Source organism: Micromonospora sp. URMC 103, assembly GCF_051386435.1.
Taxonomy (GTDB): Bacteria; Actinomycetota; Actinomycetes; order Mycobacteriales; family Micromonosporaceae; genus Micromonospora.
The window spans coordinates 2,511,696-2,527,020 of sequence record NZ_JBPQTR010000005.1; the positions used below are offsets into that span (position 1 = coordinate 2,511,696).

A 15,325-nucleotide genomic window follows, 5' to 3' on the forward strand; every position below is an offset into this window, starting at 1 on the left:
TGCCAGCCCGGCTCGCGCGACCCCCACGTGGGCACCACGCCGAGCGGCGGCGACTACGAACAGTGCCCGGATGGCGACAGGCTGCTGCCGAGCGCGTACTCGCCGGGCGCGTCCACCCGGACGGTCGTCCACCCCTCCGGGCCGGGAGCGAGGCAGCCCCCGGCGCCGGTGAGCGACAGCCAGCGCGACCAGTGGACCCGCACGAGCACATCGGCCGGGCCGCCGACGGTGAACCGCACCCCGGCCGCCGTGGACGCCACGAGCGCGGCGGGCGGGGACACCAGCGGCGCGGGGTCGACCACCTCGTAGAGCCGCCAGCCACCGGGCCGCGCCACCTCCCGCAGGTACGGCTGGCCGGCCAGCACCAGCGCCGCCTCGCCCTGCGCGTAGCGGTCGGGGGCGCTGTCCGGGGCGATCGCCACGAGGCTCACGGCGTTGCGGCGCAGCCAGTCCCCGTACGCGGCGGGCTCCGGGCCCGAGCCGTAGAAGAGGCCGTTGCGCTCGACGTCGACCTGCCGCTCCCAGCCGCGGGCCAGCGGCACGGCCTCCGCCACGTACGCGCTCTCCCAGTGGTCGCGCAGCGGCACCACCTCGACCCGGCCGACCGGCGCACGGCGGCCCAGCTCGTCGAGCAGCGGCCGGTAGAAGGCCGCCTGCGTGGGCGTGGATCCCATCCGGGTGAGGTCGCCGGTCACCACCGGCGACTGCCACCACACGAGGGCGGCGAGCAGGGCGGCCAGCCACCGCGGGCCGAGCGGGGCGAACGCGGCGACCACCGGGAACGCGAAGAGCATCGGCAGGCGCAGCGCGTTCGAGCCGATCGGGCTGGGCAGGTGGTACGCCGCCACGAGCAGCAGCACGGTGAGGGCCGCGCCGACCCGCACCGCGCGGACCCGCACCAGCGCCAGCACCACCACGGCGAGCGCCACGTTGATCCGCATCGACTCGGCGCTGAACGGCTGGCGGCCGCCGTTGCCGAACAGCAGCGCCATCGGCGCGACCGCCACGACCGGGGCCAGGCAGAGCACGGCACCCTCCAGCCGGACCCGGCGCGGCGACCACCCGCCCCGCCAGAGGTCGACGACCAGCAGCGCTCCCCCGGCCAGCCCGGTGAACAGGCCGGCCACCGGGCTGGCCGCGGTGGCCAGCGCCGCCAGCACCGCGCCGAGCAGCAGGCACGCCCACCGTGGCAGGCGGGACCCGCACACCGCGCAGAGCGCGAGCAGGCCCAGCATGAGGCCGACGGCGAAGGTGATACGCCCGCTCACCAGGTTGCCGACGAGCACCACGGCGCCGAGCACCCCGCCGAGCAGCGGTCGGCGGGCCCGCCCGCGCACCAGCAGCCAGGCCAGCGCCAGCGCCGACACGACGGCCGCGACCGCGCCGACCGGGCGTACGCCGAGCGCCGCGCCGAGGAACTGCGTGAAGAGGCTGTAGCCGAACTGGCCCACCCCGCCGTACCAGGAGAAGTCGACAGGGGCGAGGCCGTGGCGTTCCGCGAAGCCGGCGCGGGCCGCCTGCGCCGACAGGTCGGTGCCCATCGCCGGGGCGAGCAGGAACGCGCCCGCCAGCACCACGGCCACCACGAGGGTGCCGAGCAGCGTCCGCCGGGGCTCAGGCGTCGTCGAAGACCCGCTCCATCGCCGCTCGGGAGCGGCGGGTGGTGCGCAGGTAGTCGTCGAGGAACTGCCCCGGGTCGTCGGCACCGAGCAGTCGTACCACGCCGGCCAGCTCGACGCCGTGCCGGGGCAGCTGGTCACCGGCCCGACCGCGCACCAGCATGAGCGCGTTGCGCACCTGCGCGGCGAGCGTCCAGCCGGCCGCCATGGCCGCGGCGTCCGCCGGGTCGACCAGGCCGGTGTCCCGGGCGGCGGCGAGCGCGTCGAGCGTACGCGTGCCGCGCAGCGCGGGGACGGCCCCGCCGTGGCGCAGCTGGAGCAGCTGTACGGCCCACTCGACGTCGGCGAGCCCGCCCCGGCCGAGCTTCGTGTGGGTGGCCGGGTCGGCCCCCCGGGGCAACCGCTCGTGCTCGACCCGCGCCTTGATCCGGCGGATCTCGACGATCTGCTCGCGGGTCAGCCCGTCGGCCGGGTAGCGGACCGGGTCGACCAGCGCCTCGAACTCGGCGCCCAGGTCGGCGTCACCGCAGACGAAACGGGCGCGCAGCAGCGCCTGCGCCTCCCAGACCCGGGACCAGCGGGCGTAGTACTGCGCGTACGCGGCGAGGCTGCGCACGAGCGGCCCCTGCCGGCCCTCCGGGCGCAGGTCGGCGTCGACGCCCAGCGGCGGATCGGGCGCCGGCATGCCGAGCAGGCGGCGCAGCTCCTCGGCGACGGCGCGCGCCGCGGCGCTGGCCGCGTTCTCGTCCGCGCCGGGCGGCGGGTCGTAGACGAACAGGACGTCCGCGTCGGAGAGGTAGTTCGACTCGTACCCGCCGAGGCGCCCCATGCCGATCACCGCGAACCGCAGGCCGGGCGGGGTCGGCTGCGCGGCGCGGGCGGTACGCAGCGCGGCGGCGAGCGTGGCGTCGGTGACGTCGGCCAGCGCGTCGCCGACCGCGGTGATGTCGGTGAGGGCGGGGGCGCGGCGGACGCTCCCGTCGGAGCGGGTCGGGGTGGGCGCCAGCGAACCGGCCCGGCAGAGCACGTCGGCGCAGGCGATGCGCACCAGCTCGCGGCGGCGCAGCGCGCGGACGGCACGGGTCGCCTCCACCGGGTCGGCGTGCCGGGCGGCGGCCGCCGTGAACCCCTCGGTCAGCACCTCGCGGGGCCGGGGCACCAGCTCGTTCTCCTCGGCCAGCAGCCGCAGCGCCTCGGGCTCGCGGGCGAGCAGGTCGGCGGCGTACCGCGAGGAGGACAGCACGCGGGCCAGCCGGCGGGCCACCGGGCCCTCGTCGCGCAGCAGCCGCAGGTACCAGGGGGTGCTGCCCAGCTTGTCGGACACCTGCCGGTAGCTGAGCAGCCCCCGGTCCGGTTCCGGGGCGTCGGCGAACTCGCTGAGCAGCACGGGCAGCAGCGTCCGCTGGATGGCCGCCGTGCGGCTCACCCCGCCGGTCAGCGCCTGGAGGTGGCGCAGCGCGCCCGCCGGGTCGCCGAAGCCGAGGATCTCGAGGCGGTGTCGGGCCGCCTCCGGCGTCAGCCGCAGCCCGTCGGCCGGCACGCGGGCCACGGACTCCAGCAGCGGCCGGTAGAGCAGCTTGGCGTGCAGCCGGCGTACCTCGCTGGCGTGGGCGACCCACTCGGCGCGGAACTCCTCGACGGCGCTGCGCCCCGGCGTGGCCGTGTAGCCGAGCGCGGCGGCGAGCCAGCGCAGCGCGTCCGGGTCGGTCGGCACGGTGTGGGTGCGGCGCAGGCCCTGCAACTGGAGCCGGTGCTCGACGCCGCGCAGGAACCGGTAGCCGTGCAGCAGCGCCTCCCCGTCGGCGCGGCCGACGTAACCGCCCGCCACGAGCGCGCGCAGCGCCGGGATGGTCCCCGTCACGCGCAGCGACTCGTCGCCGCGGCCGTGCACCAGTTGCAGGAGCTGGACGGCGAACTCGATGTCGCGCAGCCCGCCCGGGCCACGCTTGATCTCGCGTTCCAGCTCCTTCGGCGGGACGTTGTCGATGATCTTGCGCCGCATGGCGCGGACGTCCTCGACCGCCTCCGGCCGCTCCGCCGCCCGCCACAGCAGCGGGGCCAGCTCGTCCATCCACTGCCGGCCCAGCTCCAGGTCGCCGGCGGCCGGGCGGGCCTTGAGCAGCGCCTGGAACTCCCAGGTGCGGGCCCAGCGGCGGTAGTAGGCGAGGTGGCTGGCGAGGGTGCGCACCAGCGGACCCCGGCTGCCCTCCGGGCGCAGCGCCGCGTCCACCGGCCAGGCCACGAGGCCGCAGATGTGGATCAGGCGGGTGGCGATCGTGGTGGCCGCCGCGAGGTCGTCGTCCGTGGCCGCCACGAAGATCACGTCCACGTCCGAGACGTAGTTCAGCTCGTCCCCGCCGCACTTGCCCATCGCCACGACGGCCAGCCGGGGGGCCGCCGTGCCGTCCGGCAGCTCCGCCACGGCGATGCCGTACGCCGCCCGCAGCGTGTCGTCGGCCAGCGCGGAGAGCGCGGCCATGGTCTGCTCCACCCCCCGGCCGCCGGTCAGGTCGGCCGCCGCGATCCGCAGCAGCGCCAGCCGGTACGCCTGCCGCAGCGCGGCCACCGGGTTGCCGTCGCCGAGCGGACCGAGCCGTCCCTCGGCGACCGGGGCGAGCCCGTCCGGCGCGGTCCGCAGCACGGTCCACTGGTCCGGGTTGGCCACCAGGTGGTCGCCGAGCGCCGAGGAGGCGCCCAGCACGGCCACCAGCCGCCGGCGCAGGCCCGCGTCGGCGTACAGCGCCTCCAGCAGCGCCGAGCCGGACGAACCGGCGGTGGCCGCGGCACCGGCCGTGGTGGGGGTCGGGCGCCCAGCGGTACCGGCGGGCGCCGCCGGTGCCGCCGCACCGGCCGTCGTGGCGGTCGGGCGCCCCTCGGCGCCGGCCGGACCGGCCGACGCCGCCGCACCGGCCGTGGTGGCGGCCGGGCGCGCTCCGGCGCCGGCCGGGGCCGCCGTCGCCGCCGCGCCCGCCGTGGTGGCGGTCGCGTGCGCACCGGTGGCCGCCGCGCCGGCTCTGGCCTGGGCTCGGCGCTCGGCCTCGACGAGGCGGTGCAGTTGACGCAGCGCCAGGTCCGGCTCGGCGGCCCGGGACAGCGCGCTGAGCAGCTCCCCCGCCCGCTCGCTCGTCGGCTCCTGGCCCTCCGGCCGCCACAGCCCGAGCCCGTCCGGGCCGAGCAGGTCGGCCGCGCGGGCCCCGCCGTCGCCCTGCGCGGTCCCGAAGCCGTAGCGGGCCAGCCGGCCGGTGGCGCTGGTCGGCCGGCCCATCAGTGCCCGAGCAGCGGCAGGGTCTGCCGGGGCGTGCTGTCGTCCAGCTCGCCGAGGGCCAGCGCCGCGAACCGGGCGGCGAACGGCTGCCACACCTCCTCGACGTCCACCATCACGCCGTCGCAGGCGGCGACCACCAGCTCGGGGTCGTAGCCCAGCTCGGCGATGGCGGCGGAGTCGGTGACCCAGTCGGCGATCATGGCGGTGTCGCACTCGATGTGGAACTGCAACCCCCACGCCCGGTCGCCGAGGCGGAACGCCTGGTGCGGGTAACGCGTGGACGCGGCCAGCAGGGTGGCGCCGTGCGGCAGCTCGGTGATCTCGTCGCTGTGGAACTGGAACACGTCCGGCATCAGCGGCACGTACCGGAAGAGCGGGTCCCGTTCCGCGGCGTCGCGGCGGCCCACGACGGCCGGTCCGATCTCCGGCCCGGACGGGCTGCGCTCGACCTGGCCGGCGTGCGCGGCGGCGAGCAACTGCGCGCCGAGGCAGATGGCCAGCGTGGGCACCCGGTGCCGGACGGCCTTGCGGAGCAGCCCTTCCAGGGCGGGGAACCAGGGCGCGCCGGGCGAGCCGTCCGGCAGCGGGTACGCCTGCTGGTCGCCGCCGAGCACCACGAGCGCGGCGTAACCCTCCAGGTCGGCGGGGAGCTCGTCGCCGGCGTGCGGGCGTACGACCCACAGCTCCAGGCCGGCCTCGCCCAGCCACTCCCCCAGCCGGCGCAGGTCGTTAGTCGGGTCGTTCTCGATCACCAACGCGGTTGCCACGACGTCGAGGCTATCGGGTGCCGCCCCGAACCCCCGAACGCCGCCCGCCGGTGCGCGGGGCGTGCCGCCGGCGTCCGCACCCGGCCCCGGCCCGCCGCGTACCGGATAGGCTCTGCCGCTGTGACCAGCGCCGCCACCGCCACCGCCCTGCGTCCGCCCGTGCTGCGTCCCGGCGACACCGTGATGCTGGTGTCCCCCTCCGGGCCGACCCGGCCCGAGCGGGTGGCCCGCGGCATCGAACTGCTCACCGGCTGGGGACTGCGGCCGGTGCTGGCACCGCACGCGTACGCCCGGGAGGGCTACCTCGCGGGCGCGGACGACCTGCGCGCGGCCGACCTCAACGCCGCCTTCGCCGATCCGGAGGTCCGGGGGGTGATCTGCACCCGGGGCGGCTACGGCGCCCAGCGGGTGGTGGACGCCATCGACATGGCCGCCGTACGGCGGGACCCGAAGGTGGTGGCCGGCTTCTCCGACATCACGGCGTTGCAGTTCGCGCTCTGGCGCGGCGCCCGGCTGGCGAGCGTGCACGGGCCCGGCGCGGCCTGGCTGGACGAGCGCACGCCGCTGCGCTCGGCGGAGTCCCTGCACGCCGCGCTCATGACCACCGAGCCGGTGACCGTGGCCGCCGTCGAGGAGGAGGAGACCTTCGGCGTACGCGTCGCAGGTCGCGCCACCGGCCCCCTGCTCGGCGGCAACCTCTGCCTCATCGCGGCCTCGCTCGGCACCCGGGACATGCCGGACCTGACGGGCGCCGTGCTGCTCGTCGAGGACGTGCAGGAGGCGCCGTACAAGGTCGACCGGATGCTCACCCAGCTGCGCCGGGCCGGCGCGCTGGACGGCCTGGCGGGGGTGGCGGTGGGTCAGTTCACCGACTGCGCGGACGGCTGGTCGGTGACGGTCTCCGACGTACTCGCCGAACGTCTCGGCGACCTCGGCGTGCCGGTGCTCGGCGGTCTCCCGATCGGGCACGGCGTCGGTCAGCTCACCGTGCCCGTGGGCACCGAGGCGACCCTGGACGCCGACGCCGGAACCCTCACGGTCGCCCCCGCCGTCCGCCCCGCCTGACCCCACCCCGGCCCGCCCCGGCCCGACCGTGGCGGTGGGCCGGGAGGGGGCGATCAGGGTTGGAGGTGGGCCAGGCGGCCGATCTCCAGGGCGGCCCAGACCGTGCCGTCGGGGGCGACCGTGAGGCCGTGCGGTTCCGACGCCGGGGTGGGCAGGTCGTACGTCTCGATCCGGCCGGCGGCGTCGACGTGGCCGATGCGGTTGCCGCCCCACTCCGTGTACCAGGCGCCTCCGGCCGGATCGGCGACGATCGCGTGCGGCCGGGCGGTGCGGTCCGGCAGCGGAATCTCCACGATCCGCCCGTCCGGGTCGATCCGGCCGAGCTGACCGGCGGCGATCTCCACGAACCAGATCACGCCGTCCGCCGCCGCGGCGATGCCGACCGGCCCCGCCTGCGCGGTCGGCAGCGGATGGACGCTGACCGAGCCGTCCGTGCCGACCCGGGCGATCGCGTTCGCCTGGTTGAGGGTGCACCAGACCGCGTCCCGGCCGGCGGCCACCATCGAGGCGAACGCGCCGGCCACCCCCAGCGGGATCACCGTCACCCCGCCGTCCGGGGTGACCCGGCCGACCGTGTCGGAGTTCATCCCGGCGTACCAGAGCGCGCCGTCCGGGCCGGTGGCGATGCCGCACGGGCCGGTGCCGGGCGGCAGCGCGACCTCGCTCGACTCGCCGTCGGTGGTGATCCGGCCGAGCCGGTCGTCGCCCGAGCGGGTGAACCAGAGGGCGCCGTCGGGGCCGGGGGTGATGATCAGTGGACGGCTTTCCGGCGCGTCGAGGGACCAGGTGCGAACGTCGCCGTCCGCGCCGACCCGCACGATGCCACCGGCGTGGGCGAGCGTCACCCAGAGCGAGCCGTCCGGGCCGCTCGTGATGCCGTACGGGCCGGAGCCCGCGCCGGTCAGCGGAATCTCCCGGATGAGGGGTCGGGTCATGCGGTTTCCTCTCCTCGTCGGTCTCCGGCGGCCCACCCTGCCGAGGCCGGACGATCCGGGCAACCGGTTTGTGCGGCCGACGATTCTCAGCCCGCTGACAGCCCCGCCACGGGTCGCGCCAAGCCTGCCCGGTCACCGTCGGTGACGTCAGGGCACCACCAACCGACGAGCTGGAGAGATGATGTCCCGCACCATCAGGAAGAAGCACCTGCTGGCCGGCCTCGCCACGGCGGGCGTACTCGGCGTGGGGATCGCGGCGCCCACCATGGCGTTCGCCGCCGACAACGCCACCCCGACGCCGAGCGCCAGCACCTCCGCCAACGGCGACCGGCAGCAGCAGCGCGCCGACCGCCGGGCGGAGTTCGCCGAGGCACTCGCCAAGGAGCTGGGGGTCTCCACCGACAAGGTGACCGCCGCCCTGGAGAAGGTGCGCGAGCAGCACCGGGCCGACCACCCGAAGGGTGACCGGCCGGAGCGCCCGTCCGCCGAGGAGCGGCAGGCCAAGCTGAAGGAGCGGCAGGCCAAGCTGAAGGAGCGGTTGGACCAGGCCGTCAAGGACGGCAAGCTCACCCAGGAGCAGGCCGACGCGATCACCAAGGCGGTCGAGGCCGGCGTGTTCCCCGGCGGCGGGTTCGGCGGCCCCGGCAGGCACGGCGGCCCGGCCGGACACGGCGACGGGGGTCGTTGATCCACTCCATTCCGGCGAAATGGCGGTGTCCACCACCCTCGGACACCGCCATTTCGCCGACCTGGAGTGGATCAGGCGGCCGGCGGCGGCGCGAAGACGCCGACGTGGTTGCCGGCCGGGTCGAGCAGATGCGCGAAGGTGAGCCCGTTGTCGTTCCGCTTCACGGGCACGAGCACCTTGCCACCGGCCGCCTCGGCACGCCGGCACGTCTCGGCCACGTCGGTCACCTGCACATAGAAGATCGCGTAGTTCGGCCCGACCCCGCCGGTGCCGCGGATCGCGCCGCCGATCCCGTCGTCGCCGGCGGCGGTCGTCCGGTACGACGCGTCCCCCGTGCCCTCCTCGGTGAAGCCCCACCCGAACAGGTCGCCGTAGAACCGCTGGGCCTCGTCGGGCCGCTCGGTGCCGATCTCGAACCAGGTGACGCCGTTGCTGCTGGTCATCTGTGCCTCCCGTTCCGCGTGCCGGCCACCCGGCCGGCACCGTCAGGAGCCAGCCTCGACCCCGCCCGCGACAGCGTCCTGTCGGTGTTTCCGGCCGCTCGGCCCCGGCGGCGCGAGATCCGGTGCCGTCTGCCGCGGCCGGGTCAGACGAGGCTCAGCGGGCGGACCCGCTCGTGGGGAACGTCGAGGTCCTCGGGGCGCAGCTCGCGGGTCACCAGCTCGGCGAGCGGACGCACCGACCGGATCCGGTCGGTGCGGAAGGCGCGGACGCCGTCGCGCAGGCGGCACCACGCCAGCAGGTACCAGTGCCGGGGGTTGCCCAGGAAGCCGAGCGGCTCCACGTCACGCGACGAACCGGCGCCGGCGCGGTCGGCGTACCGGATGCGCAGCACCCGCCGCGCGAGCACCGCGTCGGCGATGGTGGCCGGGACGGGCGTGACCGGCCCGTCGCCGATGAGGTGCACCCGGCCGGCGAGCCGGTGCGCCTCGGCGACGTCCGCGGCCGGCATGACGGCCACCAGCTTGCGCAGCGCGGTGCCGGCGGCCGCCGCGAACGGCGTGCCGGCCAGCCGGTGCAGCGCGAGTGCCATGGCGACCGCCTCACCGGCGGTCAGGTTGACCGGCGGCAGGGTGCGGGCACGGTCGAGCACGTAGCCGCCGGTGCGGCCCGTCTCGGCCCAGATCGGCACCCCGGACTGTTGCAGGGCACCGATGTCGCGTTCGATGGTGCGGCTGCTCACCTCGAAACGGGCGGCCAGCCAGCGGGCGCTGCGGGGCCGGGGCGACACCGCCCGCAGCTCCTCGACCAGGGCGTAGAGGCGGTCGGTCCGGTTCACACCCCGCAACCTACGACCGGGGTGTGACGGAAGCGCTCAGGCGATGCTGGCGCAGACGATCAGCGCGGCGCCGAAGTGGGTGGCGGCGCTCACCCGGGCCGCCGGGTGCGGGTCCTCGGCGCAGATGACCTCGCCGAGCCGGCCCGGGGTCAGCAGGTCGAGCACGAAGAAGGCCAGCGCCATGACGGCCAGCCCGACCAGCCCGAAGATCACTGTGGAGGCCAGCCCCTTGCCGAAGTCGCTGTAGCTGGTCAGGATCGCGGTGAACACGATCGCCGCGATGCCCAGCTGGTTGGCGGCGAGCAGCAGCCCGGCGTTGTGGTTGCGCTGGACCCAGATCAGCTCCCGCAGCTTCCCGGGAGTGAGCAGGTCGACCAGCAGGAAACCGGCCGCCAGCAGGCCGACCCCGACGATCCCGAACACGATGCTCCGCCCGGCCCCGCCCAGCAGATCCTCCAGCACCGGCTGCCTCCCCGACCTCCGGCGCCGGCGGGGGTGCCGGCGCGGTGATCGGAACGATAGCGGGCACGCACCACCCCGGCAGCCCCGCGCCGGGACCGGTTCTAGAGGGACAGGTAGCGCTGCCGCTCGTACGGGGTGACCTCGCGGCGGTACTGCTCCCACTCGGCGCGCTTGTTGCGCAGGAAGAAGTCGAAGACGTGCTCGCCCAGCACCTCGGCGACCAGCTCCGAGCCGGCCATCACCTCGATCGCCTCGGAGAGGTTCTCGGGCAGCGCCTCGTACCCCATGGCCCGGCGCTCGGCGCTGGTCAGCGACCAGACGTCGTCCTCGGCGCCCGGCGGCAGCTCGTAGCCCTCCTCGATGCCCTTGAGCCCCGCGCCGAGCAGCACGGCGAAGGCCAGGTACGGGTTGGCGGCCGAGTCGGGCGAGCGGACCTCGACCCGGGCCGAGTTCGGCTTGCCGTACGCGGGCACCCGGACCAGCGCGGACCGGTTGAGGTGCCCCCAGCAGACGTACGCCGGGCTCTCGGTGATCCGGTCCGGCAGCGCCAGCGGGAAGAGGCGCTTGTACGAGTTGACCCACTGGTTGGTGACCGCGGTGTACTCCCGGGCGTGCATCAGCAGCCCGGCGATGAACGACTTGGCCACCTTGGAGAGCTTCATGGGGTCGCCGGCGTCGTGGAACGCGTTGCGCTCCCCCTCGAACAGCGACAGGTGGGTGTGCATGCCGCTGCCCGGCTGGTCGGTGAAGGGCTTCGGCATGAAGGTGGCCTGCACACCCGTGGAGAGGGCCACCTCCTTGACGACGTGCCGGAAGGTCATGATGTTGTCGGCCGTGGTGAGCGCGTCGGCGTACCGCAGGTCGATCTCCTGCTGCCCGGGCGCCACCTCGTGGTGGCTGAACTCCACCGAGATGCCGATCCGCTCCAGCGCCAGCACGGCCTGGCGGCGGAAGTCCCGCGCCACGGCGTGGGTGGTGTGCTCGAAGTAGCCGCCGGTGTCGACGGGGACGGGCACGGACCCGTCCATGGGGCCGTCCTCGAGCAGGAAGAACTCGATCTCCGGGTGGGTGTAGAAGGTGAAGCCGCGGTCGGCGGCGCGGGAGAGCGCCCGGCGGAGCACGTGCCGCGGGTCGGCCCACGAGGGGCTGCCGTCGGGGAGGAGGATGTCGCAGAACATCCGGGCGCTCTCGCCGCTGACCCCGCCCTCGAACGGGAAGACCTGGAACGTCGTCGGGTCGGGCATGGCCACCATGTCGGACTCGAAGACCCGTGCGAAGCCCTCGATGGCCGAGCCGTCGAAGCCGATGCCCTCGTCGAACGCCGCCTCCAGCTCGGCGGGGGCCACCGAGACGCTCTTGAGCGTGCCGAGCACGTCGGTGAACCACAGCCGGACGAACCGGATGTCCCGCTCTTCCAGCGTACGGAGGACGAACTCCTGCTGACGGTCCACTTCCACCCCTCGTGACACTCCTACACCGCCACCGACCCGGCCGGGTGCGGCCTGACCGACCAGTCTCCACCGGCCCGGTTACGCCGACGTTACGCGACCGGCCACGGGCGCGTCCCGCCGTGTCCGGCGCGCCGGGACGCGGTCGTCCGGGTCTCCCGCGCCAGCCGTGTCGGCCACTCCCGGCTGGGGCAAGATGAGGGCATGCCCACCCTGCGTATCGCCCTGTCCCAGGTCAACCCGACCGTCGGTGACCTCGCCGGCAACGCGCGTCTGGTCCGGACGTGGACGCGGCGGGCCGCCGACGCCGGTGCGCAGCTCGTCGCGTTCCCCGAGATGGCGCTGACCGGGTATCCGGTGGAGGACCTGGTGTTCCGCCGGTCCTTCGTGGCGGCGTCCCGGGCGGCCCTCGACCGGCTCGCCGCGGACCTCGCGGCGGACGGGCTGGGCGACCTGCCCGTCGTGGTCGGCTACCTGGACGCCGACGGCCCGCCGCAGGTCTCCGGCGACGCCCAGCCGGGCCGCGGCGCCCGCAACGCCGCCGCGCTGCTGCACCGGGGCACGGTGGCGGCCACCTACTTCAAGCACCACCTGCCCAACTACGGCGTCTTCGACGAGGACCGCTACTTCGTGCCGGGCGACATGCTCACCGTCGTGCGGATCGGCGGGGTGGACGTGGCGCTGACCATCTGCGAGGACCTGTGGCAGGCCGGTGGCCCGTTCGCGGCGGCCCGCCAGGCCGGCGTCGGGCTGGTCGTCAACATCAACGGCTCGCCGTACGAGCTGAACAAGGACGACATCCGGCTGCCGCTGGTCCGCCGCCGGGCCGCGGAGGCGGGCGCCCCCATCGCGTACGTCAACATGGTCGGCGGTCAGGACGAGCTGGTCTTCGAGGGCGACTCGATGGTCGTCGCGGCCGACGGCGAGCTGCTCACCCGTGCGCCGCAGTTCGTCGAGCACCTGCTCGTGCACGACGTGGAGCTGGCGGCGGCCGGTGAGCCGGTCGCCGCGGGCAGCGAGATGGCCGACCGGTTGCGGGTTGTCCGGGCCACGGTCAGCGAGAGCCTGCCCGCGCCGGACGGCCCGCGCGCCGTCGGCGGGCTCGTCGAGCCGGTGGCCGACGAGGCGGAGGTCTGGCACGCGCTGGTGCTCGGGCTGCGCGACTACGTCGACAAGAACCGGTTCCCGTCGGTGGTGCTCGGCCTCTCCGGCGGCATCGACTCGTCCGTGGTGGCGGCGCTGGCCGTCGACGCGCTCGGGCCGGAGCGGGTGGTCGGGGTGTCGCTGCCCTCCCAGCACTCCTCGGAGCACTCCCGGGAGGACGCCGCCGACCTGGCCAAGCGCACCGGGCTGGACTACCGGATCGAGCCGATCCAGCCGATGGTGGACACCTTCCTCGCCAACATGTCGCTCTCCGGCGTGGCCGTGGAGAACCTCCAGGCCCGCGTGCGCGGTGTCATCCTGATGGCACTGTCGAACCAGGAGGGCCACCTCGTGCTGACCACCGGCAACAAGAGCGAGTTGGCGGTGGGCTACTCGACCCTCTACGGCGACTCGGTGGGCGGCTTCAACCCGGTGAAGGACGTGTGGAAGACGCTCATCTGGCGGCTGGCCACATGGCGTAACGCCGACGCCGCCCGGCGGGGCGAGACCCCGCCGATCCCGGAGAGCTCCATCGGCAAGCCGCCGAGCGCGGAACTGAGCCCGGGGCAGCTCGACAGCGACACGCTGCCGGACTACGACGTCCTCGACCCGATCCTCATCGGCTACGTCGACGGCGACCTCGGCCGCGACGGGCTGGTCGAGGCGGGGCACGACCCGGCGGTGGTCGACCGGGTGCTGCGGATGGTGGATACCGCCGAGTACAAGCGGCGGCAGTCCGCGCCCGGCACGAAGATCTCGATGAAGGCTTTCGGGCGGGACCGGCGGCTGCCGGTCACCAACCGCTGGCGCGAGGACGGCTGAGAGCGTACGCCGGGACGCCCCGGCCGGTACGGAAGTGAAATCCTCCACTGCGCCCTGCCGTCGCGGGGTCGTCCGGTGCGACGATCGCGGCGGAACCCGGGGACCGCGCACGCGGCCTCGAGGAAGGAGACAGTCATGGTGGAGTCCACCCCGACCGAGGTGACGGCCCTCTACGGCGGGCCGGCGACCCGGCGGGTCCGCACCCGCGACCTCGTGGCCGCCAAGGAGCGCGGCGAGCGGTGGCCGATGCTCACCTCGTACGACCAGTACACCGCGTCGATCTTCGACCAGGCGGGCATTCCCGTGCTGCTGGTCGGCGACTCGGCGGCGAACAACGTCTTCGGCTACGAGACGACCGTCCCGGTGACCGCCGAGGAGCTGCTGCCGCTGGTACGCGCCGTGGTCCGGGCCACCCGGCAGGCCCTGATCGTCGGCGACCTGCCGTTCGGCTCGTACGAGGAGGGGCCGACCCAGGCGCTGCGCACCGCCGTCCGGTTCATGAAGGAGGGCGGATGCCACGCGGTGAAGCTGGAGGGCGGCCGGCGCTGCGCCGCCCAGATCGCCGCGATCACCGGCGCCGGCATCCCGGTGATGGCGCACATCGGTTTCACCCCGCAGAGCGAGCACGCCATCGGCGGGTACCGGGTGCAGGGGCGCGGCGACGCCGCCGAGGAGGTCATCGCCGACGCCCGGGCGGTGGCCGAGGCGGGCGCGTTCGCGGTGGTCCTCGAGATGGTGCCCGGCGTGGTCGCCAAGCGGATCACCAACGAGCTGCACATCCCGACCGTGGGCATCGGCGCCGGCCCGGACACCGACGCCCAGGTGCTCGTCTGGCAGGACATGGCCGGCCTGCGCAGCGGCAAGACGCCGCGTTTCGTGAAGCGGTACGCCGACCTGGCGGGCACCCTCGCCGACGCCACCCGCCGGTTCGCCGACGAGGTGCGCGGCGGCGACTTCCCGGCGGCCGAGCACACGTTCTAGGGCGGCGGGCCGCCGGAAGTCCCCGTCAGCTCACCGATGTGGCGGTGTCCGGGGCGTCCGGACACCGCCACGCCCGGGTCGGTCGCGGTCAGAGGTCGGTGACACGGATGCCGGCGTGGGCCTTGTAGCGCTTGTTGATGGCGATCAGGTTGGCGGTGAACGCCTCGATCTGGTGGGCGTTGCGCAGCCGGCCGGCGTAGATCCCCCGCATGCCGGGGATCCGGGCGGCGAGCGCGGCGACCACGCCGACCAGCTCTCGGTCCTCGGTGCAGATGAGCACGTCGAGATCGATCCGGTCGATCTCCGGGTCGGCCAGAAGGGGCGCGCTCACGTGGTTGAACGCCGCGCAGACCCGGGAGTCGGGCAGCAGCCCGGCGGCCTGCTGCACGGCGCTGCCCTCCTCGACCCGGAGGGCGTACGGGCCCTGCTTGTCGAAGCCGAGCGGGTTCACGCAGTCGATGACGATCTTGCCGGCGAGCGGTTCGGCGAGCGCCGCGACGGTGGCCGCGTGCCCGTCCCACGGCACCGCGATGATCACCACGTCGCTGCGGCGGGCCACCTCGTCGTTGTCCGCCCCGGTGACGCTTCCCCCCGCGGGCACGCCCGGCAGCGCGGCGATCTCCTCGGCCGAACGCGCGGCGCGCTCGGCGGAACGGGAGCCGATGAGCACGGTCTGGCCAACGCGGGCGAACCGGTAGGCGAGGCCCCGCCCCTGGTCACCGGTGCCGCCGATGATGCCGACGGCCAGCCCGGACACGTCGGGAAGGGTGCTCGCGTCGTATGCCATGGGCTCATCCTCGCAAACCCGGCGGGCGGCGAGCATCGCCGGGCGCTGTGACAATTCCCGCTGC

General features: G+C 75.1%; 13 protein-coding genes. 4 read left to right on the forward strand and 9 right to left on the reverse strand.

Going from position 1 to position 15,325, the window contains the following annotated elements; translation table 11 throughout:
• Window positions 1-53 precede the first annotated feature (53 nt).
• Genes ACSNOA_RS24760 through ACSNOA_RS24770 form a run of 3 tightly spaced genes read right to left on the reverse strand, consistent with a single transcriptional unit; the run spans window position 54 to window position 5,651 of the window.
• Window positions 54-1,706 carry a hypothetical protein gene (locus ACSNOA_RS24760; RefSeq protein ID WP_436662465.1) on the reverse strand — a complete coding sequence of 551 codons (1,653 nt, stop codon included), beginning with the start codon at window positions 1,704-1,706 and terminating at the stop codon, window positions 54-56.
• On the reverse strand, window positions 1,615-4,884 hold the full coding sequence (locus ACSNOA_RS24765; protein ID WP_436661838.1) for a bifunctional [glutamine synthetase] adenylyltransferase/[glutamine synthetase]-adenylyl-L-tyrosine phosphorylase: 3,270 nt from the start codon (window positions 4,882-4,884) through the stop codon (window positions 1,615-1,617). The genes ACSNOA_RS24760 and ACSNOA_RS24765 overlap by 92 nt, the downstream gene beginning before the upstream one ends.
• Entirely contained in the window at window positions 4,884-5,651 is a 768-nt protein-coding gene (locus ACSNOA_RS24770) for a type 1 glutamine amidotransferase (protein WP_436661840.1), read from the reverse strand. Before ACSNOA_RS24770 ends, ACSNOA_RS24765 begins: the two co-directional genes overlap by 1 nt.
• A gap of 183 nt (window positions 5,652-5,834) precedes the next feature.
• Between ACSNOA_RS24770 and ACSNOA_RS24775 the strand changes: the two genes are divergently transcribed.
• A complete protein-coding gene (locus tag ACSNOA_RS24775; RefSeq protein WP_436662441.1) occupies window positions 5,835-6,716 on the forward strand; it encodes a S66 peptidase family protein in 882 nt (293 codons plus the stop codon).
• A gap of 53 nt (window positions 6,717-6,769) precedes the next feature.
• Here the strand turns inward: ACSNOA_RS24775 and ACSNOA_RS24780 are convergent, their stop codons facing one another.
• Window positions 6,770-7,651 carry a Vgb family protein gene (locus ACSNOA_RS24780; protein ID WP_436661842.1) on the reverse strand — a complete coding sequence of 294 codons (882 nt, stop codon included), beginning with the start codon at window positions 7,649-7,651 and terminating at the stop codon, window positions 6,770-6,772.
• A gap of 181 nt (window positions 7,652-7,832) precedes the next feature.
• Between ACSNOA_RS24780 and ACSNOA_RS24785 the strand changes: the two genes are divergently transcribed.
• Entirely contained in the window at window positions 7,833-8,339 is a 507-nt protein-coding gene (locus ACSNOA_RS24785) for a hypothetical protein (protein WP_436661843.1), read from the forward strand.
• A gap of 71 nt (window positions 8,340-8,410) precedes the next feature.
• Here ACSNOA_RS24785 and ACSNOA_RS24790 read toward each other — a convergent pair whose 3' ends face one another.
• The 4 genes from ACSNOA_RS24790 to glnA all read right to left on the reverse strand — a co-directional run bounded on the left by ACSNOA_RS24790 (window position 8,411) and on the right by glnA (window position 11,531).
• On the reverse strand, window positions 8,411-8,782 hold the full coding sequence (locus ACSNOA_RS24790; protein ID WP_436661845.1) for a VOC family protein: 372 nt from the start codon (window positions 8,780-8,782) through the stop codon (window positions 8,411-8,413).
• Between the two features lie 143 nt (window positions 8,783-8,925).
• Window positions 8,926-9,618 carry a helix-turn-helix transcriptional regulator gene (locus tag ACSNOA_RS24795; protein ID WP_436661846.1) on the reverse strand — a complete coding sequence of 231 codons (693 nt, stop codon included), beginning with the start codon at window positions 9,616-9,618 and terminating at the stop codon, window positions 8,926-8,928.
• 36 nt (window positions 9,619-9,654) lie between these two features.
• Window positions 9,655-10,080 (reverse strand): DUF350 domain-containing protein, encoded by a 426-nt coding sequence (locus ACSNOA_RS24800; RefSeq protein WP_436661847.1) that lies wholly within the window; start codon window positions 10,078-10,080, stop codon window positions 9,655-9,657.
• A 101-nt stretch (window positions 10,081-10,181) separates the two neighbouring features.
• Window positions 10,182-11,531: a type I glutamate--ammonia ligase gene (gene glnA / locus ACSNOA_RS24805; RefSeq protein WP_436661848.1), complete on the reverse strand. Its 1,350-nt coding sequence runs from the start codon at window positions 11,529-11,531 to the stop codon at window positions 10,182-10,184.
• Window positions 11,532-11,732: 201 nt separating this feature from the next.
• On the opposite strand from glnA, the gene ACSNOA_RS24810 reads away from it, so the two are divergent.
• Both ACSNOA_RS24810 and panB read left to right on the forward strand, forming a co-directional pair.
• Window positions 11,733-13,493, forward strand: coding sequence for an NAD+ synthase (locus ACSNOA_RS24810; RefSeq protein WP_436661849.1), 1,761 nt, complete (start codon window positions 11,733-11,735; stop codon window positions 13,491-13,493).
• A 135-nt stretch (window positions 13,494-13,628) separates the two neighbouring features.
• Window positions 13,629-14,474, forward strand: coding sequence for a 3-methyl-2-oxobutanoate hydroxymethyltransferase (panB, locus tag ACSNOA_RS24815; RefSeq protein ID WP_436661850.1), 846 nt, complete (start codon window positions 13,629-13,631; stop codon window positions 14,472-14,474).
• Between the two features lie 88 nt (window positions 14,475-14,562).
• Here panB and npdG read toward each other — a convergent pair whose 3' ends face one another.
• Window positions 14,563-15,261: an NADPH-dependent F420 reductase gene (gene npdG, locus ACSNOA_RS24820; RefSeq protein ID WP_436661852.1), complete on the reverse strand. Its 699-nt coding sequence runs from the start codon at window positions 15,259-15,261 to the stop codon at window positions 14,563-14,565.
• Between the last annotated feature and the right edge of the window lie 64 nt (window positions 15,262-15,325).

Coding starts and splice junctions, on each gene's coding strand:
- ACSNOA_RS24765 (WP_436661838.1), bottom strand. CDS start 4,884: ATGGGCCGGCCGACCAGCGCCACCGGCCGGCTGGCCCGCTACGGCTTC.
- ACSNOA_RS24775 (WP_436662441.1), top strand. CDS start 5,835: ATGCTGGTGTCCCCCTCCGGGCCGACCCGGCCCGAGCGGGTGGCCCGC.
- ACSNOA_RS24780 (WP_436661842.1), bottom strand. CDS start 7,651: ATGACCCGACCCCTCATCCGGGAGATTCCGCTGACCGGCGCGGGCTCC.
- ACSNOA_RS24785 (WP_436661843.1), top strand. CDS start 7,833: ATGTCCCGCACCATCAGGAAGAAGCACCTGCTGGCCGGCCTCGCCACG.
- ACSNOA_RS24790 (WP_436661845.1), bottom strand. CDS start 8,782: ATGACCAGCAGCAACGGCGTCACCTGGTTCGAGATCGGCACCGAGCGG.
- ACSNOA_RS24810 (WP_436661849.1), top strand. CDS start 11,733: ATGCCCACCCTGCGTATCGCCCTGTCCCAGGTCAACCCGACCGTCGGT.
- panB (WP_436661850.1), top strand. CDS start 13,629: ATGGTGGAGTCCACCCCGACCGAGGTGACGGCCCTCTACGGCGGGCCG.
- npdG (WP_436661852.1), bottom strand. CDS start 15,261: ATGGCATACGACGCGAGCACCCTTCCCGACGTGTCCGGGCTGGCCGTC.